Raw genomic sequence first — 20,898 nt, 5'->3', positions numbered from 1 at the left:
AAATACTAAAAATGTGAACCTAAGCACCTATTTAACAAGTCACTTAAGGGATAAATATGTTCAACATTTATTTTACTTCTTTAATATCATCGCTTTGTAACCTTTGTAAAAATTGATTACATAAAAGCGCATATAAATAAACTTGTCTATGCTTAAATAAGACCTACTACTATTTTGATTATTAATTCTTTATTTTAATTTCTCATTCCTCGCATTTAAGCTTTTGTAAAATCCTGTTTGCTATTACATCTATCGTTAGATATCTAAATAATAAAACCAAAAACATACATTACTAGTTTGCAATTCATTGAAAAATCTGAAACAAGAATTTTCTTAAAATTATCATAAGGCAATCAAAATTAAATATTAAAAAAGAGCAACATGTGTAAGATGAGCTATCCTTCGTTTCATTTTATAAAATGGAACGTCAAAAAAATTGCTTTTTTCGTTTCATTTTTAAATATGAAACCTTAATAAAAGCCAATTAATCGCTATGTAAACTATAATCCTTATTTTATATGTGCGATTTATCCCAGATTAGTAGTTTTCTCTTTTTTCAGGTAAATGGAAAGAAATGATTAAAATTTGTCTCTAAAAAAGTCATAGATGTAGTATTTGATGTAGTATTTTGTTTAAAAAGTTTTCTGAAATGATAAACAGAATTTAGAGCTAAAAAAAGTCCCATGAAAATCCTTTCATGGGACTTTAAAGTAATTAATGTCTAAATTAACCCGTTGTGTGTAATTACTGCGTCTATTCGCTTCGCTCGGGTCGTAAAAATTTCATTTAACACATAGAAACATAGATTTTATGTGTAAAAAAGAACACAAAAAGAAATACATCTCTTTCACATAGCTTAGCTATGTGCATTTAAAATAAGTGAAGCGACTTCTTTGAGAATACAAAGCCTATCTATCTATGTGTTAAAATTAATTACACCCAACGGGTTAAAGTAATAAATGGGTAATCTATTTGTTTCCTAATAAAAGTAGTTCGGTTATAACGACTTCGGTTATAAAACGTTTCTCTCCATTTTTATCATCGTAGCTTCTGTGGGTTAATTTTCCTTCAATAGCAATTTCTTTTCCCTTAACAACATATTTCTCGATAATCTCGGCAGTCTTACCCCAGGCAATAAGACGATGCCATTCGGTTTGCTCTACTTTTTCCCCATTGCTATTAGTGTATCTTTCATTTGTAGCAATTACTAAATTGGCTAACTTTTTACCTCCTTCAAGGTTTTTAATTTCTGGATCGTTTCCTACGTTTCCTACTAACTGTACTTTGTTTCTTAATGTACTCATGGCGTGTATGTTTTAAATATTTTATATTGATATGTCTCTCAAATCAACAAGGCAAAGTTGCGACAAGTAGGTATCGTTAATCGGTTGGTAACTATTTACTTTCGGTTGTAACTACTTGTAAGCGTTTGTAAATGGGAATAATTCATTATATTTGAGGAAAATCTCACATTATGCAGGCCAAAATCAATAAAGTAGAATTACGAAATTTAGAATTTGAGGACTACAAACAGTTGAAAAACTCTATGGTAGAATCCTATCCTGCCATGGCCGACTCTTACTGGAGGGTAGAGCATATTGAGAAATTACTCGAAATTTTCCCTGAAGGTCAATTGGTGATTCTTGTTGATGGAAAAGTGGTAGGGTCAGCATTATCGCTGATTGTCGATGAAAAATTAGTCGATAAAAAACATAATTATCTCCAGGTAGTAGGAAACTATACATTTTCGACCCATAATAAAAACGGAGAAATCTTATACGGGATTGATGTCTTTATTCATCCTAATTATCGTGGTTTACGTTTAGGAAGACGTTTATATGATGCAAGGAAAGAATTATGCGAGCAACTTAACTTAAAAGCAATTGTTTTTGCTGGTCGAATCCCGAATTACGCGCAACACGCCAAGAAATTAAGCCCAAAAAATTATATTGATAAAGTAAAACATAAAGAACTACATGATCCTGTACTTTCATTTCAGTTAAGTAATGATTTCCACGTTATCCGAATCATGAAGAATTATCTGGAAGGAGACGAAGCTTCGATGGAATTTGCTGTGCTTCTGGAATGGAATAATGTTTATTATGATGAAAGTCCGAAGTTAATTAATCTCGACAAAAGCATTATCCGACTTGGACTGATTCAATGGCAAATGCGCCAACTTAATAATATTGAAGCTCTTTTTGAACAATCGGAATTTTTTATAGATGTAGTTTCGGGTTATGGAAGTGATTTTGCTTTGTTCCCTGAACTCTTTATTGCGCCTCTTATGGCGGATTATAATCATTTATCTGAGGCCGAAGCAATACGCGAATTAGCCAGACATTCGGACCCGATTCGTAAGCGTTTTCAGGAATTTGCCATTTCTTATAATATTAATATTATTACTGGTAGTATGCCGTATATGGAAAACGGTAATTTATATAATGTTGGTTTTTTGTGTAAACGTGACGGAACATCCGAAATGTATAGCAAAATACACATAACGCCCAACGAAGTACAGCATTGGGGAATGAAAGGTGGTTCGGAGATTAAAACCTTTGATACTGATTGTGGTAAAATAGGAATCCTGATTTGTTATGATGTTGAGTTTCCTGAGGTTTCAAGAATTATGTCTGACGAGGGTATGAATATTTTGTTTGTTCCATTCTTGACCGATACTCAAAATGCGTATGTTAGGGTAAAACATTGTGCACAAGCCAGAGCGATTGAAAACGAATGTTATGTTGCTATTGCGGGTTGTGTTGGTAATTTGCCTAAGGTGAACAATATGGATATACAATATGCGCAAGCGGCTGTTTTTACGCCTTCGGATTTTGCGTTTCCTAGTAACGGAATTAAAGCTGAGGCAACTCCTAATACGGAAATGACATTGATTGTAGATGTGGATCTGGATTTGTTAAAAGATATTCATGAGCATGGTAGCGTACGAATTTTAAAAGACCGCCGACATGATTTATATGAAATTAAGAAATTAAATCCATAAGAATATCAGGATTGGTAAGAAAAACAATTATCCCCATTAGCCCTGATAGAGCCGATATCCTCGTAACGTAGTGGAGAGATAAAGGCGAAAGCAGGAACGATGTTAACAAATAAAAGCTATTGACTCGCTCATAATAACAAAGTAATTGAGCTGTTTAATATAAAAAAGTGAATCCATGAAAACATGCTTGGAATGCTCTGAAAAAATTGTAGGTCGAGAGGATAAAAAATTCTGCTCAGACAGTTGTCGGAATGCCTATAATAATAAAATAAACAAGGATAGTACTAATTTTATGCGTAACGTAAATAATAAATTACGCAAAAACTATCGCATATTATTGGAGTTAAATCCCGACGGAAAATCAAAAGCTACAAGAGATAAAATGCTTAGTAAGGGTTTTGATTTTGATTTTTTTACCAATATTATGGACACTAAAACCGGAAATACCTACTATTTTTTATATGACCAAGGATACCGTTCTTTGGAAAACGATTATTTTTTGCTTGTTAAGAAAGAACTCTAGCCCCCCAAAATACCACATGAAAAAAACCATTCCCTCCATCTTATCTATTCTAGGCATACTTGCCGTACTAGCTTTTGTTTATGTCACTCTTAAACCACAATGGGTTTCTAAGGGTGAAGAAGCTCTTGCCGAATTTTCGACCGATAGAGCTTTGGCTCACGTTAAAGAAATTGCTCAGGAACCACATTATGTTGGTTCGGCAAATCATGAAGTAGTAGCACAATATATCGAATCTGAACTTAAAGAACTAGGTCTTGAAACTTCTGTTCAGGAAGGTTTTACAATGAGTGACTGGGGAAATCTGGTAAAATCTAAAAATATTATGGCCCGCATAAAAGGGTCTAACAATAGCAAAGCGTTGTTATTACTATCTCATTATGATAGTGCTCCGCATTCTTTCTCGCATGGTGCAAGCGACGATGCATCGGGTGTTGCAACGATTCTAGAAGGTGTTCGCGCCTTTTTGTACAGTAAAGAAAAACATAAAAATGATATTATTATCCTTTTTACCGATGCCGAAGAATTAGGTTTAAATGGTGCTGCTCTTTTTGTAACACAACATAAATGGGCTAAAGATGTAGGTTTGGTTATAAACTTTGAAGCTCGTGGTACGTCTGGACCAAGTTATATGCTAATGGAAACTAACAGCGGAAATGCTGAAATGGTTAAAGAATTTGCCGAAGCAAAAACTACTTATCCTGTATCGAACTCGCTTATGTACAGCATTTATAAGATGTTACCTAATGATACTGATTTAACTGTTTTTAGAGAACAAGGCAATATTCAAGGTTTTAATTTTGCTTTTATAGATGACCATTTTAATTATCATACGCAACAAGATGATCTTGCTCATTTAAACAAAACTAGCCTAACACACCAAGGTAGTTACTTAATGCCTTTACTAAAATACTTCTCTAACAGCGATTTAAATCATGCTCCAACTACTGAGGATTTTGTTTATTTCACCATTCCGTTTACGTTTATAAATTATCCTTTTTCATGGGTTTTACCTATGACTCTTATTGCATTAGGGCTTTTTGTATTCTTGATTTTTATAGGAAAAGCAAAAAGGATTATCACATTTAGTGACATGTTTAGAGGTTTTATCCCTTTACTTGGAGCAATAATTGTTGCCGGACTTGTTACTTTCTTGGGCTGGAAGTTAATATTACAAATTTATCCGCAGTATAACGACTTGCTAAACGGTTTTACGTATAACGGTCATGCTTACATTTCTGCCTTTGTCTTATTGACAATCGCTATTTGTTTTTCATTTTACAATAGTTTCTCTGATACAAAAGTTACAATTAGTCATTATGTAGCTCCTTTATTTTTATGGATTGTTATTAATGGTTTATTAGCAAATAGTTTAAAAGGTGCAGGATTTTTAATCATTCCTGTTTACTTTGGGTTAATCTTATTTGCAGCTTATATAATTACTCAAAGAGTAAATTTATTCGTTAGTCTATTATTCAGCATTCCTGCTTTATTGATTATTGCGCCTTTTATCCAAATGTTTCCAATAGGTTTAGGATTAAAAGTGCTTTTTGGAAGTGCAATTCTTACTGCACTAACTTTCGGGTTATTACTTCCTATTTTTGGTACATTTATAAGAAAAGGAATTTGGGCATTGTTCTTTCTTATCGCTTCAATTGGCTGTTTTGCATGGGGCGGCTATACTTCTGGATATGAAAATGGCAAGGCAAAATCGAATAGTTTGTTGTATGTATATAATGCAGATACAGACAAGTCTAAATGGACAACTTATGATGTTAATCTAGACGAATGGACTCAAAAATATTTAGGGCAAGACCCAAAAGATGCTATTGCCTTAAACAACCTTCCGCTATTTAGCAAATACAGCTCTGGGTTTACTTATAGTGCAGATGCTCCAAAAATAGCATTGGCAAAACCTACAATCGCTTTTCTACAAGATAGCGTGAGAGGAAATACAAGATTCTTAAAAATTAAAATCACTCCTAACAGAAACGTAAATCGTTATGATATTTTTGGAGATCCAAAAATGGCTTTCAATAATTTTAAAGCAAACGGTACAGCACCTCTTGGACAAAAAGGAAGCCAACTGGAACGAAAAGGCGCTAAAGTTTTAAGTTATTATGTGGTGAACAATGAACCGCTTGTAATGCAATTTAGCATTGATGCAAAAACTGTTTTCGATATGACTTTAATAGAGAGTTCGTTTGATTTATTGACTAATCCATTACTTAAGGTCGAGAAAAGAGCTTCCTGGATGATGCCAACCCCTTTTGTATTAAACGATGCTGTTGTAATTAAAGAAAAAATAAAACCTTCGAAAGTAGTTTTAGACACTCCCGAAACAACAACTGTTGCTCAAGACAGTTTAAAAGTTGTAAAAGATAGTTTAAGACCAACTGCAATCACACCGCAATAATACAAGGTTTACACAAAAAACAAATCCCAAATTATCAAACTGATAGTTTGGGATTTTTGTTTACTACAAGTAAACATTCTTCATTTATTGTTATTGGTTTTTCTTTCTTTTTATAATTGATAATAAAAACTCCCAAAATAATCAATACCGTAGCAATGATAAAATCAACCGTAATTACTTCGTCTAGTAACAACCAACCCAAGAAAACTGCGATTATAGTATTGATATAAGACAAAATAGAAATTTGAACCGCCGTTACTCGCTTTATCGCATAATGGTAAGAGAAGAATGCGAGAACGGAACCAAAAACAGACAAATATAAAGCCGCAGAAAAGCTTCTTAAACTCCACGAACTTATATCTGGATTAGGAGAAAAGATAAAAGCCAAAACAAGCTGAACCAAAGTCGCAATTGCAAATTGGTAGAATAAATTGAGTGCAATTGTATTCGATTTATGCGCTTGGGCTTTGGTATAAACCGTTCCCGATGCCCAACCAAAAATTGCCATGCTTATAAATATAAGTCCGTGTTGGTAATTAGAATCTAAAAAAGCCCCAAGTCCGTCTTTAAATATAAAAACGACTCCCGAAAATCCTATTATAACACCTACAAAACCTTTTAAACTCGCTTTTTGTAATCCAACGAAAACACTACCAACAAAAATAAGTATGGGAGATAGTGCGCTCATTATCGATGCGAGTCCGCTTGGTAAAGTTTGTTCGGCAATTGTTGTAAACCCATTTGCAATAACAATCATTAATAAAGATGGAATTAACTGATGTCTGAAATTTGTCCAGCCAATCCATTTCAGTTCTTTTTTAAATAGTAAAATAACCATTACTATTAATCCTGCCAATCCTTGTCGGATGGAGGTTACAAACCAAGGCGGAATCGTTTCGACCGCAACCCGAATTCCTAAAAAGGTTGTTCCCCATACAATACCTACTGTCGCTAAACAGAGGAATAATTTATAATCTGGACTTTTTTCCATTATGATTAAATGTGTTTTTTAATGAATGTATTTTTTGTATGCTTTTTTTTCGATTCTAAAAGTCTTGAATTGCCTCCTGATTTAGCTCAATATCATTATGTTAAACCCCTTTGAGCTAATTATGGTAATTGTTTTCTCGACAAAGATTGTCTAGAAGGGAACGCGGATGACACTGATTCGCTAAAGCGAAAACACTGATAAACACGGATTTTATCTCTTCTAGATGCTCAATGTCATTAAGTTAATAAATTTTAGATTAAAAATTAACGATTGTCATTTTTTGGTTTTGCGCTGTTTCTCACATCTGAAATCAAAAATCGTTAGTCAAAAATCTTAAATCTTTTTATTTTTTTCTTTAACCTTAATGGCATTGAGCTAAAGCTGGAGATTTAAAAATTTACAATAAATGTGGCTTTAGCCAAATAACAAAACAAAGGATTAGACTTAACAAGCACATTCAATTTTCAATCCTGTTTGCTTTCCATTTGTGCCTTCGGTAGCATAACCGTCAAATTTCCACCATTCGATTCCTCCCATTAATTCTTTTACTTTAAAACCCAATCGAGTCATAGTAAGAGCGCCTTTTGTCGATGCGTTGCAACCAATCCCATCGCAGTAGGTTACATATAAAATATCTTTATCCAGATGTTTCGTGTTTTCAATGGTCATTTCGCGATGCGGAATATTAATTGCTCCTGGTATATGCTCGGCTTCAAATCCAAAAGCTTTTCGGGCATCTAGTGCAACTACTTTTTCCCCATCGTTTAAAGCATCGAATAAATCTGATGGATCCATTTCAAATGCTAGTTTGTTTTCATAATGTTTAATTTGATCTTCCATTGTAGTATTGTTTTTAGTTATTTAACAATCCAAAATTAGAGCAACCATAACTGTAATAAAAACGAAAAGAATTCATCTATTGCATTACTTTTTTTCATGCAAATGCAAGTATAAATTTTTGTTCCTTTGTCTAAACAACGCTCAAAAATGGAAATAAGACATTTACGATTGATAAAAGCAATTGTCGAAGAAGGAAGTATTACCAAGGCTATTGACAAACTACATCTCACTCAATCGGCATTAAGCCACCAACTGAAGGAGGCAGAATATCAATTGGGTACTAAAATATTCCTGAGAGCTAATAAAAAACTGGTTTTAACTAAAGCTGGTGAAAAACTATATGGGATTTCTAATGAGATTCTGGACAAAATATCAGAAACTGAGCAAGAAATCAAACAAATGGTTTTTGGCGAGTATGGAGAAATCCGTATTAGTACCGAATGTTTTTCCAGCTATCATTGGTTGCCTTCCGTTTTAAAGCAATTTCACTTTGTATATCCAAATATTGAACTCAAAATTGTAACCGAAGCCACGCAACAACCCGTTCAGAAATTACTTGATAATATAATAGACATTGGTATTGTAAGTGACATTATAAAAGATGACAGAATAAAATACCTCGAACTTTTTCAGGATGAAATGGTAATGGTTGTATCTGAAAATCATTCCTGGGCAAATAAAAAATATGTTGTAGCCGAAGATTTTATCAATGAACATTTAATCATTCATTCGCTACCGATAGAAAGTGTTACAATTCATCAAATGCTTTTGGTTCCTGCCAAAGTAACTCCCCGAAAAATAACTCCGTTGCCTCTTACCGAAGCTTCTATCGAAATGATTAAAGCTGATATGGGCGTCATGTCGATGGCAAAATGGGCATTTTTGCCTTATTTAAAAAACAGCCCGTTAAAAGCGGTAAAAATTGGCAAAAATGGCTTAAAAAGAAAACATTTCATTGCTATTAGGGAAAGTAAAGAATATCCAGACTATTTTAATCATTTTATAGAATTTTTACAAACCGAAATTCACCATCAATGGAATTTATAATACGAGATTGCAACACAAACGACTTAACAAAACTAGTCGATTTGTGCCAGAAACATGCCGAATACGAGAAAGCAGCTTTTATCCCTGAAGGGAAAGAAGACAAACTAAAACTCGCTTTGTTTGCTGACAATCCAAAATTATATTGCTTAATTGTCGAATTGAATGCAGCGATTATTGGCTATGCAACGTACACTTTCGATTATTCTACATGGGATGCCGCCGATTTTATGTACATGGATTGTTTGTTTCTTGAGGATTCCGCCCGCGGATTTGGAATAGGTGAAGCAATTATAGAAAAGCTCAAGCAAATTGCAATTGACAAAAACTGCATCAACATACAATGGCAAACGCCGACATTCAACACCAGAGCAATAAAATTTTATAACCGCATTGGAGCAAACGGAAAAGATAAAGTTCGTTTTTCTTTAATTTTGTAACATATAGCTAGAATCCGAAAAAAGTTAACCATATAAGTGATGAAAGTAAATATAAGCATGACTAATCAATGCAAAACTTAAATGAACTTACATTACTTAAATGGTTGAAAAATCTCATTGAATTATAAAAGAAGTTTTAATAACTGTAAACTTAGCGACTTGGCGACTTGGCGAGAAAGTTCAAAAACAGCTTTAAAAAGAAAACCTGTTTTAAAAAATCACACACTGATTACAAGAAAACAAAATGACAAAAATTAGTATTTTAGGTTGTGGATGGTTGGGATTACCTTTGGCGAAAGCCATGATTACAAAAGGTTTTCTGGTAAACGGATCTACAACCTCAACTGAAAAAATATCGATATTAAAAGAATCCGGAATTAATCCGTTTTTAATAAATATCAATCATAACGAAGAGAATCCGCCTTTCGGCAAAAGTACATCAGGACAAGTTGAAGCTTTTTTAAATGAAAGCACCATTCTTATTATCGATATTCCGCCCAAGTTACGTGGCGAAAACGCAGAAAGCTTTGTAGATAAAATCACTTTCCTGATTCCGTTTATCGAAAAATCAACCATCGAGAAAGTACTTTTTATAAGTTCGACATCAGTTTATGGTGAAGCTAATTTATTAGTAACCGAAGAAACAAAACCTGATGCCGATACCGAAAGTGGTAAACAACTAATACTTGCCGAAACTCTTTTGCATAGCAATACCAATTTTAAAACTACTGTTCTCCGTTTTGGAGGTTTAATCGGCGAAGACCGAAACCCTATTAAATTTCTTGCTGGTAAAGAGAATGTCGAGAATCCCGATGCGCCTATCAACTTTATTCATCAGGACGATTGTATTGGTATTATCTTAAAAATTATAGCATCCGACTCATGGAATGAAACTTTTAATGGCGTTGCTCCATTTCATCCTTCTCGTGAGGAATATTACACCCAAAAAGCGATTGAAAAGGAATTAACTCCTCCTAAGTTTAATCATGAAAAAGAAAGCTTTAAAAAGGTTATTTCGAGTGCTAAAATAGAAACGGTACTCGGGTATAGTTTTTTGAAGAAAAGGTTTTGAGCCGCTGAGGGACAAAGGAGCAAAGGTTCTGAGGGACAAAGGTTCAAAGGTTTTCTGTAGAGACGCACCGCAGTGCGTCTACGTAATATAGGTTTTCCATAATGTGAACGTATGTGAGGCGGAGCCCTGCAAGTAACTAATACATCTTATTCCTTAGATTGTGGAGCAACTAACGGAGATCCCTCAATTCTTCGGAATGACAAGATTGTCTACATAACCATAGCCCAAGGTTTCAACCATGGGCTACCGATTACGAGATAATGCATTCCAAATAATACATTGCGCTCCAACGGTTTCAACCGTTGGCAATGTTTGTAATGTGTTATCAATTACTCACAAAACAACCTCAAACTTGTCTTTCTGACGAAGGAAGAATCTCTACGAGTAACTCGACAAAGATTATGTAGCAACTAACGGAGATTCCTCGTTCCTGGGAAAGACAAGTTTGTGGTAACTTTATGCACAAACCAAAACCTTTGAACCTTTGCCTCTCAGAACCTCAGAACCTTATAAAAAAAGAGGGCTGCTTTAATAAAGCAGCCCCTTTTTTTTATAAACTTGATATTACCAGATTTTAACTCTTTTCTCTGGTTCTATGTACATTTTATCTCCTTTTTTAATAGAGAATGCTTCATAGAAAGAATCCATATTCTGGATAGGCACATACGCACGGTACATTCCTGGAGAGTGCGGATCTACTTTTACTTGATTTTTTAAAGCTTCATCACGACTTTTAGTTCTCCAAACCGTAGCCCAAGAAATAAAGAAACGTTGCTCTGGAGTTAATCCGTCGATTAAACCTGGATTACCATTTGCTTTTAAGTACAATTGTAAACCATCGTAAGCAGCGTTTACTCCACCTAAATCTCCAATGTTTTCACCCAAGGTAAATTTACCATCTACGTGAACTCCCGGAAGTGGCTCTAATGCACTATATTGATCTGCAAGAGCTGTTCCTAATTTTGTAAATTCTTTCAAATCATTTTCTGTCCACCAGTCAACAAGGTTTCCTTCTGCATTATAACGAGCACCAGCATCATCAAAACCATGAGAAATTTCATGACCGATTACAGCACCGATTCCACCATAATTTACAGCTTCGTCTGCTTCGTAGTTATAAAATGGAGGTTGTAAAATAGCTGCAGGGAATACAATTTCGTTATACGATGGGTTGTAATATGCATTTACAGTTTGTGGAGACATTCCCCATTCTGTTTTATCAACAGGTTTAGGTAAATCAGAAAGTCCTTTATTGAAACTCCATTTAGAATAGTTTTTCATGTCTTCAAAATAGCTTCCGCCTTCAGCAAGACTTTTAACTTCTAAAGCTGAGTAGTCTATCCATTTATCAGGATATCCAATTTTTATAGTAATCTTGTTTAATTTCTCAATCGCCTTAACTTTAGTTTCAGCAGACATCCAAGTTAAATTGTTTATTCTGTTTTGGTAAGCTAAAATTACATTCTGAATCATTTTCTCTGCTTTTGCTTTAGCTTCAGCTGGAAATAATTTCTCTACATATAATTTACCTAAAGCTTCACCAATAGTTTGGTTTACAACCTGAAGTGCTCTTTCTTCACGTGGACGTTGTTTAATCGCTCCAGTTAAAGTTTTTCCGTAGAAATCAAAGTTTGCACTTTCAATATCAGTAGATAATTGTGATGATGATGCACTTAATAAAGACCATTTCATGTATTCTTTCCAAGCTGCTATATTGTTTTCTTTGAAAATAGTTTCCATAGCTTTCATATATCTTGGTTGCAGAACAATAACAGTATCCACTTTAGCCATTCCAATTCCTGTAAGGTAATTTTTCCAGTTAATAGCTGGTGTCATTTTTTGCAAATCAGCAATCGAAGTTGGATTGTACTGTAATCTGCTATCTCTGCGTTCTACTCTATCTAATCTTGGTTTAGACATTTCGATTTCTAATGCTAATATTTTCTCAGCATTTTGCTTTGCAGCTGCAGGAGTTTCTCCTATAAATTGCAACATTCTAGCTACGTGAAGTACATATTTTTCACGTTTTTCTTTAGAATCTTTTTCTTCAGATGTGTAATAATCTTTATCCGGTAAACCTAATCTACCTAAACCAAGACTTACAGAATTTTTAGTACTGTTTTTTTCATCAGCTCCTACGTAAACTCCAAAAAATCCAATTCCGCCAATAGGTTCAGTTTCAATTAAAAACTTCTCTAAATCCGCAACATTTTTTATTGCATCGATTTTTTTAAGATATGGTTTTAAAGGCGTGATTCCTTGTTTGTTTCTTCCAACTGTATCCAGGATTGCGTTAAAAAGATTTATTGCTTTTCCTTGATCCGTATTCGATTTGTATTTTGGATCTTTTGATGCTTCTTTTAAAATAGCTAACGAATTTGCATCTGTTTTCTTCAGCAATTCATTAAAACTTCCCCATGTAGTTCTGTCTTTAGGAATTTCAGTTTTGTCTAACCAGGTTCCATTTACATAACGGAAGAAATCTTCGCTCGGCTTAACTTTTTTATCCATTAAGGATACATCAATTCCAGATGCCGAAGGCGCCTGACTTTGAGCCTGACACATTGCAAAACCTAACACTGCCGGTATTGCAAATAGCAAATTCTTACTATTGTTCTTTTTCATTTTTAAATAAGGTTTTATAGTTACTCACAAACTTATTGTTATTATTTTGAATAAAATGTTAATTTTTGTTAGATTTAAGTTTGTAATCGATTGGTCTGTCTTTTTAAATTTTGTTACATATTTAGATTAAAAAATGTAAGCAAAAAAGCAATTTTATGATATTAATTCAAAATTATTTCTGAATATTTACATCATAAAACGATCAGTACGTGAGAGCTAAAATTCAGCAGGCATTTTCTAACAAAGTAGAATCTATTGGTTTACCAATACTTGCTTTATGCTGGGTTAGTTTTTTTTGGGGAACAACATGGCTGGCATCCAAAGAAGGCGTAAAACATATGCCTGCGTTGCAACTCGCAACTATCCGACAGTTTATGGGCGGAATTTTATATGTTGGTTATTTTATACTCAAGAAAGAACCTTGGCCAAAAGGAAAACAATGGCAAACTATCCTGGTTTTAAGTATCTTAAATTTTGTTTGCAGTAATGGTTTAAGCACTTGGGGCGTAAAATATATTAGCAGTGGTTTGGGTGCCATTATTGGTGCCATTTTCCCAATATGGATTGTTGTTATTTGTTTTTTTAAAGGGGAACGCATTGCCCGACTTGCCGTTGCGGGAATCTTAATTTGTTTTGTAGGTGTTTGTATCATTTTTATAGATCACCTTTCTGATTTCTTAAACCCTCAATTTCAATTCGGAATCTTCTTATCCGTTGCCTCAACCATAACTTGGGCTTTCGGGATTTTACATACCATGAAAAAAGCAGCTAGTTTTAATCCTTATTTTAGTTTAGGATTGCAAATGCTTATTTCGAGCTGTATTCTTTTTGGTATAACCGAAACAACTGGAACTAATATTCCTCTAAATCAAATCCCTGCTTCCTCTTGGTGGTCTATTGGGTATCTGGTGATTATCGGGTCGGTTTTAACCTTTATTGCTTTTATCTATACATTGCAGCATTTACCAAAAGAAGTTAGTAGTATTTATGCCTACATTAATCCTATTGTTGCCATTTTATTAGGTTTCATCCTTTTTGACGAAACGCTTACTCTTGCCATTGTCATAGGAGTTTTGGTTACTTTAATTGGTTTGTATTTAGTAAACTCTTCTATTAGGAAGATAAAAAAGTAGACTTCTTAGACTTCTTAGATTTTTAGACTGACTTAGACTCCTTAGATTGTTGGACTGGTTAGATTTGTTAGACTATCTTAGATTCTTAGACTGACTTAGACTTCTTAGATTTTACCTTTAGTATCACAAAGCTTTTTCCTAATTTTCATATTTAAGAAAAATAGATTTTAAGCACAAAATACTTAATACTTAATACTTAATACTTAATACTTAATACTTAATACTTAAATAAAAAACGGCTGCCTTATTAAAGACAGCCGTTTTTTATTTTTATTTTACCAAATCTTAACTCGTTTTGATGGTTCTATATACATACCATCTCCTTGTTTTATAGAGAATGCATTATAAAAAGCATCTACATTTTGTAACGGCACATAAGCTCGGTACATCCCCGGAGCGTGTGGATCTGTTTTAACCTGACTTTTTATTGCTTCATCACGACTCTTAGTTCTCCAAACTGTTGCCCAAGATATAAAGAAACGTTGTTCTGGTGTAAAACCATCTATTAATCCAGGGTTTCCATTGGCTTTTAGATACAATTGTAATCCATCATAAGCAGCATTAATACCACCTAAATCGCCTATGTTTTCACCCAAGGTAAACTTTCCGTCTACGTGAATTCCAGGTAAAGGCTCTAATGCACTATATTGGTTTGCCAATGCAGTTCCTAAAGCTGTAAATTGTTTTAAATCATCTGCTGTCCACCAGTCAACTAGATTACCGTTTGCATTATAACGCGCACCCGAATCATCAAAACCATGAGAAATTTCATGACCAATTACTGCACCGATTCCGCCATAATTCACAGCTTCATCTGCTTGATAATTGTAAAAAGGAGGTTGTAAGATAGCTGCCGGAAATACAATTTCGTTATACGATGGGTTGTAATACGCATTTACCGTTTGTGGAGACATTCCCCATACCGTTTTATCAACTGGCTTTTTGTATTTAGCAATATCTTGATTATAATTCCATTTAGCCAGATTGATGCTGTTATCAAAATAACTTCCTCCCTCGGATACATCTTTAATAACCAACTCGCTGTAATCTTTCCATTTATCAGGATAACCAATTTTTATGGCAATTTTATTCAGTTTTTCAATTGCTTTAGTTTTAGTTTCTGCTGACATCCATGGCAAATCAGTAATACGGTTTTGGTACGCCAAAACTACATTCTGAATCATTTTTTCGGCTTTTACTTTAGCTTCAGCTGGAAACATTTTTTCAACATATAGTTTACCTAAAGATTCTCCAACCACTTGGTTTATTACCTGAAGTGCTCTTTCTTCTGCTGGACGTTGCTTTATAGCTCCTGTTAATGTTTTTCCGTAAAAATCAAAACTAGCATCTTCTATTTGAGTAGTTAACTGTGAAGATGTTTTATTTAAAATACTCCATTTTAAATATTCTTTCCAAGCACCTACTTTATTTTCGGTAAAAATGGTTTGTAATGCTTTCATGTAACGAGGTTGCGTTACAATAATCGTATCTACTTTTGCCATTCCTATACCTGTTAGGTATTTATCCCACTGTATTGCAGGAGTCATCTTTTTAAGATCTGCAACAGCCGTAGGATTATATTGCAATCTTCCGTCTCTACGTTCCACACGGTCTAATCTTGGTGCAGACATAGCTATTTCTAAAGCTAAGACTTGAGTAGCGTTTTCTTTAGCCTTTTGTGGAGTCTCTCCTATTAATTGCAACATTCTTGCAATATGAAGTTCATACTTAGCACGTTTCTCTTTAGAATCCTTATCTTCAGATACATAATAATCTTTATCCGACAGTCCTAATCGACCTACACTTAAACTAATAGCATTTACATTACTGTTCTTTTTATCAGCACTTATATAAAATCCAAAGAAACCAACTCCACCCTGAGATTCCATCTCTGCTAAGAAATTCTGTAAATCGGCTACATTTTTAATAGCATCAATTTTCTTTAAGTAAGGTTGCAGCGGCGTAATTCCTCTCTTATTTCTTCCAACTGTATCTAAGATTGTATTAAAAAGAGCGATTGCTTTTCCTTGATCTGTATTCGATTTATATTTTTGACTTTTTGAAGCTTCTTTCAAAATTGCCAAAGCATCATTGTCTGTTTTCTGACGTAGTTCATTAAAACTTCCCCAAGCATTTCTATCACTAGGTATCTCGGTTTTATCCAGCCAGGTTCCATTTACATATCTAAAGAAATCCTGACTTGGTTTAACATTTTTATCCATTAAAGAAACATCAATGCCTGATGTTTTTGGTGCCCTGCTTTGAGCTTGACACATTGCAAATCCTAACATTGCAGGAATTGCAAACAACAAATGTCTATTAACTTGTTTTTTCATATTTGTTTTTAAGTTTAGTATTCACAAACATATCGTTATTATTTTGAATAAAATGTTAACGATTGTACGATTTTTAGTTTCAAAAACCGGAAATTTTTAGTTGTTTCATAACAAAACAATAAATATTACAATACATTCTTATCTTCTTGGCAGAAATCACATCCTATAATTTGGTTAAAAAAAACAATGTTACCGTATTTAAAAAGAGGTTTTTGTACTTTTGCACCAAATTTTGTTTATGAAATCTTTACTCTACAAGTACAGGAAATTTTTCTTGGTCCTATTCGTATTTTCAGCCGTTACAATTTCGTTGTTTTATTCAGCATTAAAACCGAAGAAAACATTGCCTATTTTTAATCCAGCCGATGTAAATCCAGAACTGGTTGATAGCACCATGCAATACAAAAGCAAGTACCATACAATTGCCGATTTCTCCTTTGTAAATCAAAATGGTGATACGATTACTCAAAAAGATTATGATGGAAAAATATATGTAGCCGATTTCTTTTTCACTACTTGTGGTTCTATCTGCCCTAAAATGACAGCAAATCTTGCCGACGTTCAAAAAGCAGTTTTAGATAATCCTAAAGTAATGTTGCTATCGCATACTGTGTTTCCAGAAACTGATAGTATCCCTGTTCTAAAAGCATATGCTGTAAAAAACGGTGTTGTAGATAGTAAATGGAACCTGGTTACTGGCGACAAAAAAGAAATTTACACCATGGCTCGAAAATCATATTTGGCGGTAAAACTAGGAAGACCTGATCAATTGTACGATATGGTGCATACAGAGAACTTTGTTTTGGTAGATCAAAAAAGACGCGTACGTGGTTTTTATGACGGAACCAAAAAAGAAGATATTCAAAAACTTATAGAAGATATTAACTTTTTGTGTACCGAATAACTTTTCGATTTTAAATTTTCTTTCAAAATCGTTAAATCTCTGAATAAATGGTTTTCATTTAACTTTTAGCAGAGCCAATCCTATATGTGAATTATATCTTAAAACATTGAAACCATAGGGCAAAACGGCTTTAAATAAATATTAAATGACTAATATTGCAATATTAATTCAATCTAAATAAACTTGAAACAATCTATCCACACCCTGAAAAAAGGCGAAAAAGCCATTATCAAAGAATTTGATATTGATTTAGTTCCGTTGAAATTATTAGAAATGGGTTGCTTGCCAGGTAACATGGTCGAATTGCTTCAAATTGCTCCGTTCGGAGATCCTTTATATTTGAATATTAATGGTTCGCATGTGGCTATTCGCATAGAAACAGCACGTGTAATAGAAGTAGAAATAATCAAATAGAATTTGCAATGAACATTCAAAATATAAACGTTGCCTTAATAGGTAATCCAAATACAGGAAAAACTTCAGTTTTTAATCAATTAACAGGTCTTAATCAGCAAGTAGGAAACTATCCGGGAATTACTGTTGAGAAAAAGATGGGATTTTGCAAATTGCCAAATAACATTAAAGCCAACATTCTCGATTTGCCGGGAACGTACAGTTTAAATGCCAGTTCTATTGATGAGAATGTGGTAATTGAACTTTTGTTAAACAAAAACGACAAATTATACCCAGATGTAGCACTTGTTGTTACAGATGTAGAAAATCTTAAAAGAAATTTACTTCTTTATACTCAGATAAAAGACCTTGAAATTCCGACTATATTAGTTATTAATATGGCTGATAGAATGGAATCTAAAGGGATTACTCTAGATATCCCCTATCTTGAAGAACATTTAAAAACAAAAATTGCGTTAATAAGTTCTCGTAAAGGTCACGGAATCGACGAGCTTAAAAACCTGATTGTTAATTATAAAAATATTCCGAACGAACCGTGTTTAAACGCATCGGTTATTGACCCAGAATACTTTAAGAGTTTACAACACGCTTTCCCAAACCAGTTATTATACAAGTTGTGGTTGGTAATTACACAAGATGTGAACTTTTTGAATCTGGATAGAAACGAAATCAGAAGCACATTTACCAAATCGCATTCTGAGTTAAAACGTTTACAGCAAAAAGAAACCATCAAGAGATATCAATTTATAAATGATGTTTTAAAAGAAGGTTTAAAAGTTGACCATACTGTCGCTAAAGATTTCCGTGCAAAACTAGACCGCATATTAACTCACAAAGTTTGGGGTTACGCTATATTTTTTGCCATCTTGTTTATCATCTTTCAATCAATATTCCAATGGTCAACAATACCAATGGACTTTATCGATAGTACCTTTGCATCATTAAGTGCATTGGCGGCTGAAAGATTACCAAGCGGAATCTTAACTGACTTATTATCTCAAGGAATTATTCCTGGAATTGGAGGAATCTTAATATTCATCCCGCAAATCGCCTTCTTATTCCTCTTTATTTCCATACTCGAAGAAAGTGGTTATATGAGCCGTGTGGTTTTCCTTATGGATAAAATCATGCGTAAATTTGGATTATCAGGAAAAAGCGTTGTGCCTTTAATTTCAGGAACTGCTTGTGCAATTCCAGCAATTATGGCTACTCGTAATATCGAAAACTGGAAAGAGCGATTAATCACTATTCTTGTAACACCATTTACAACTTGTTCGGCCAGATTACCTGTTTATGCGATTATCATTTCATTGGTAATACCAGACGAGCGTGTTTTTGGAGTGCTTAATATGCAGGGTTTAACATTGATGTTGTTGTATCTTCTAGGTTTCGGGATGGCAATTTTGTCTTCTTATATCTTAAATAAAATACTAAAAATAAAATCCAAAACGTATTTTGTAGTCGAAATGCCAAACTACAAAATGCCATTATTCAAGAACGTTGCCATTAATGTTGTTGAGAAAACCAAAGCATTCGTTTTTGGTGCAGGAAAGATAATCTTGGCGATATCAGTTATTTTATGGTTTTTAGCCTCATACGGACCAGGAAAGAACTTTAATGATGCTGAAGCTATCGTAACCGAAAGACACAAAGAGAAGCCTCTAAGCGACTTTGAATATGAAGAAGCGGTTGCATCACAAAAAATAGAAAACTCTTATATCGGTTTAATGGGTAAAACCATCGAACCAGTGATATCACCTTTAGGATACGATTGGAAAATTGGTATTGCAATCATAAGCTCATTTGCAGCCCGAGAAGTATTTGTGGGAACGCTTGCAACTATTTATAGTGTGGGTGGTACCGATAATGAAGCTACTATAAAAAGTAAAATGCAGGAAGAAATCAACCCTCAAACGGGTGAGAAAATCTTTAATTTTGCTTCAGGAATCTCATTATTACTCTTTTATGCCTTTGCATTGCAGTGTGCAAGTACACTTGCAATTACCAAAAAAGAAACAAACTCTTGGAAATGGCCAATGGTTCAGCTTGTATTAATGACAGGCTTCGCATACATTACTGCATTAATAGCTTTTCAATTACTAAAATAATGTATCATGATACAGGAAATAATAGCATTCGGAATTTTATTCATTTCTATAGCATTTTTAATTCGTAAGTTTTTCTGGAAACCTAAGAAGAAAAAGGGTGACTGCGGAGAAAATGACTGTGGATGTCACTAGAGCCAAGGTGCTGAGGCACTAAGGTTCTAAGGCACTAAGAGGCAAAGGTTCAAAGGTTTTTGAAAATAGGCACTGAGGTGCTAAGAGACAAAGGTTCAAAGGTTGCTCGGTTTATGAATAAACGGGACAATCTTTGAACCTTTTGAATTTTAAAGCCTAAAATAATTACTTCTTTTTTACACTTTTCACTGGTACTTTAGCGAAATGATTACTTGAAATTTTAATTGCATTTCTGGCGTAATACTCAGCAAATTCATCAATCATTGCAACTACTTCCGTTTCTTTACCATCGAGAGGAATTATTGTAGCCCAATCAATACTAATTACTCTATTAGACAAAACATAGGCAAATCTATAATAATAGTTAATTTCTTTATCAGAAAAGTGTCTTACAAAAAACGCTCTACGGCCATCTATCATCTCACAAGAACACTTATCATTCGAACCTGTACATTGAGATTCTATATATGCCTCACAAAACTCCTCTGAAGAATTTATTTTGAAAGAATCAGTTAGAACTTGAACCATTACACCATTCGGAAATGCGGTTGGGATACCCGAAACTAATTTAAACTTCCATTTCTTTGAACCAGTTATTGTTATCAAATCATTCTTCAGTCGAATCTTAGTAACCAAAGTAGAATCTGAATCTTTAACTTTTAACTCATCGCTGACAGATACTTGTGCCATCGAAACCGAAATATATAAAAGGGTAATAAGAGTAAATATTTTTTTCATATAAACAATCTTTATTAGGTTGAACCCAAATGTATTAAAATATCTCTTTAAAATAATTCATTCAGCATTAATATGCAAACATATCCCAATATGCTACATATTAATTTTCACAAACTAATTCCAACTAGAACTAAGATGTTTTTGGAGCAAGATAATAACAGTCAAGGGTTTAGCTTATACA

Annotated in this window: 17 protein-coding genes; 11 read left to right on the top strand and 6 right to left on the bottom strand. The window is 33.8% G+C overall.

Annotation, left to right across the window (positions count from 1 at the left end; genetic code table 11):
* Positions 1–968: 968 nt before the first annotated feature.
* Entirely contained in the window at positions 969–1,304 is a 336-nt protein-coding gene (locus AC3IPI_RS06085; protein ID WP_489157796.1) for a single-stranded DNA-binding protein, read from the bottom strand.
* A gap of 170 nt (positions 1,305–1,474) precedes the next feature.
* On the opposite strand from AC3IPI_RS06085, the gene AC3IPI_RS06080 reads away from it, so the two are divergent.
* The 3 genes from AC3IPI_RS06080 (at position 1,475) to AC3IPI_RS06070 (ending at position 5,940) form a co-directional block, all read left to right on the top strand.
* Positions 1,475–3,004, top strand: a complete 1,530-nt coding sequence (locus AC3IPI_RS06080) for a bifunctional GNAT family N-acetyltransferase/carbon-nitrogen hydrolase family protein (protein ID WP_039113549.1) — start codon at positions 1,475–1,477, stop codon at positions 3,002–3,004.
* A 175-nt stretch (positions 3,005–3,179) separates the two neighbouring features.
* Positions 3,180–3,527: a hypothetical protein gene (locus AC3IPI_RS06075; RefSeq protein WP_039113547.1), complete on the top strand. Its 348-nt coding sequence runs from the start codon at positions 3,180–3,182 to the stop codon at positions 3,525–3,527.
* 16 nt (positions 3,528–3,543) lie between these two features.
* Positions 3,544–5,940 (top strand): M20/M25/M40 family metallo-hydrolase, encoded by a 2,397-nt coding sequence (locus AC3IPI_RS06070; protein ID WP_489157794.1) that lies wholly within the window; start codon positions 3,544–3,546, stop codon positions 5,938–5,940.
* 34 nt (positions 5,941–5,974) lie between these two features.
* On the opposite strand, the gene AC3IPI_RS06065 is transcribed toward AC3IPI_RS06070, so the two are convergent.
* Positions 5,975–6,931: a DMT family transporter gene (locus AC3IPI_RS06065; RefSeq protein WP_489157792.1), complete on the bottom strand. Its 957-nt coding sequence runs from the start codon at positions 6,929–6,931 to the stop codon at positions 5,975–5,977.
* A gap of 444 nt (positions 6,932–7,375) precedes the next feature.
* Positions 7,376–7,771, bottom strand: coding sequence for a rhodanese-like domain-containing protein (locus AC3IPI_RS06060; protein ID WP_489157790.1), 396 nt, complete (start codon positions 7,769–7,771; stop codon positions 7,376–7,378).
* A 147-nt stretch (positions 7,772–7,918) separates the two neighbouring features.
* Between AC3IPI_RS06060 and AC3IPI_RS06055 the strand changes: the two genes are divergently transcribed.
* The 3 genes from AC3IPI_RS06055 to AC3IPI_RS06045 all read left to right on the top strand — a co-directional run bounded on the left by AC3IPI_RS06055 (position 7,919) and on the right by AC3IPI_RS06045 (position 10,327).
* Positions 7,919–8,818: a LysR family transcriptional regulator gene (locus AC3IPI_RS06055; protein ID WP_489157788.1), complete on the top strand. Its 900-nt coding sequence runs from the start codon at positions 7,919–7,921 to the stop codon at positions 8,816–8,818.
* The gene (locus tag AC3IPI_RS06050) at positions 8,806–9,255 is read left to right on the top strand and encodes a GNAT family N-acetyltransferase (protein WP_489157786.1); all 450 of its coding nucleotides are present in this window, start codon (positions 8,806–8,808) and stop codon (positions 9,253–9,255) included. Before AC3IPI_RS06055 ends, AC3IPI_RS06050 begins: the two co-directional genes overlap by 13 nt.
* Before the next feature lie 244 nt (positions 9,256–9,499).
* Complete coding sequence (locus tag AC3IPI_RS06045) at positions 9,500–10,327, top strand: Rossmann-fold NAD(P)-binding domain-containing protein (protein WP_489157784.1); 828 nt, start codon at positions 9,500–9,502, stop codon at positions 10,325–10,327.
* Positions 10,328–10,891: 564 nt separating this feature from the next.
* Here the strand turns inward: AC3IPI_RS06045 and AC3IPI_RS06040 are convergent.
* Complete coding sequence (locus AC3IPI_RS06040) at positions 10,892–12,952, bottom strand: M13 family metallopeptidase (RefSeq protein WP_086894729.1); 2,061 nt, start codon at positions 12,950–12,952, stop codon at positions 10,892–10,894.
* 209 nt (positions 12,953–13,161) lie between these two features.
* Between AC3IPI_RS06040 and AC3IPI_RS06035 the strand changes: the two genes are divergently transcribed.
* A complete protein-coding gene (locus AC3IPI_RS06035; RefSeq protein ID WP_039113536.1) occupies positions 13,162–14,085 on the top strand; it encodes a DMT family transporter in 924 nt (307 codons plus the stop codon).
* Between the two features lie 275 nt (positions 14,086–14,360).
* Here the strand turns inward: AC3IPI_RS06035 and AC3IPI_RS06030 are convergent, their stop codons facing one another.
* Positions 14,361–16,421, bottom strand: coding sequence for a M13 family metallopeptidase (locus tag AC3IPI_RS06030; RefSeq protein ID WP_489157781.1), 2,061 nt, complete (start codon positions 16,419–16,421; stop codon positions 14,361–14,363).
* 238 nt (positions 16,422–16,659) lie between these two features.
* Between AC3IPI_RS06030 and AC3IPI_RS06025 the strand changes: the two genes are divergently transcribed.
* The 4 genes from AC3IPI_RS06025 to AC3IPI_RS06010 all read left to right on the top strand — a co-directional run bounded on the left by AC3IPI_RS06025 (position 16,660) and on the right by AC3IPI_RS06010 (position 19,979).
* On the top strand, positions 16,660–17,325 hold the full coding sequence (locus AC3IPI_RS06025) for an SCO family protein (RefSeq protein WP_039113533.1): 666 nt from the start codon (positions 16,660–16,662) through the stop codon (positions 17,323–17,325).
* 183 nt (positions 17,326–17,508) lie between these two features.
* Positions 17,509–17,739 (top strand): FeoA family protein, encoded by a 231-nt coding sequence (locus tag AC3IPI_RS06020; protein WP_039113531.1) that lies wholly within the window; start codon positions 17,509–17,511, stop codon positions 17,737–17,739.
* An 8-nt stretch (positions 17,740–17,747) separates the two neighbouring features.
* A complete protein-coding gene (gene feoB / locus AC3IPI_RS06015; protein WP_086894727.1) occupies positions 17,748–19,847 on the top strand; it encodes a ferrous iron transport protein B in 2,100 nt (699 codons plus the stop codon).
* 6 nt (positions 19,848–19,853) lie between these two features.
* Positions 19,854–19,979, top strand: a complete 126-nt coding sequence (locus AC3IPI_RS06010) for a FeoB-associated Cys-rich membrane protein (RefSeq protein ID WP_082001810.1) — start codon at positions 19,854–19,856, stop codon at positions 19,977–19,979.
* A 165-nt stretch (positions 19,980–20,144) separates the two neighbouring features.
* Here AC3IPI_RS06010 and AC3IPI_RS06005 read toward each other — a convergent pair whose 3' ends face one another.
* Complete coding sequence (locus tag AC3IPI_RS06005; RefSeq protein WP_489157778.1) at positions 20,145–20,717, bottom strand: hypothetical protein; 573 nt, start codon at positions 20,715–20,717, stop codon at positions 20,145–20,147.
* Positions 20,718–20,898 lie beyond the last annotated feature (181 nt).

Source organism: Flavobacterium sp. GL_143 (assembly GCF_057834355.1).
This window is presented reverse-complemented; position numbering and strand designations above follow the sequence as displayed.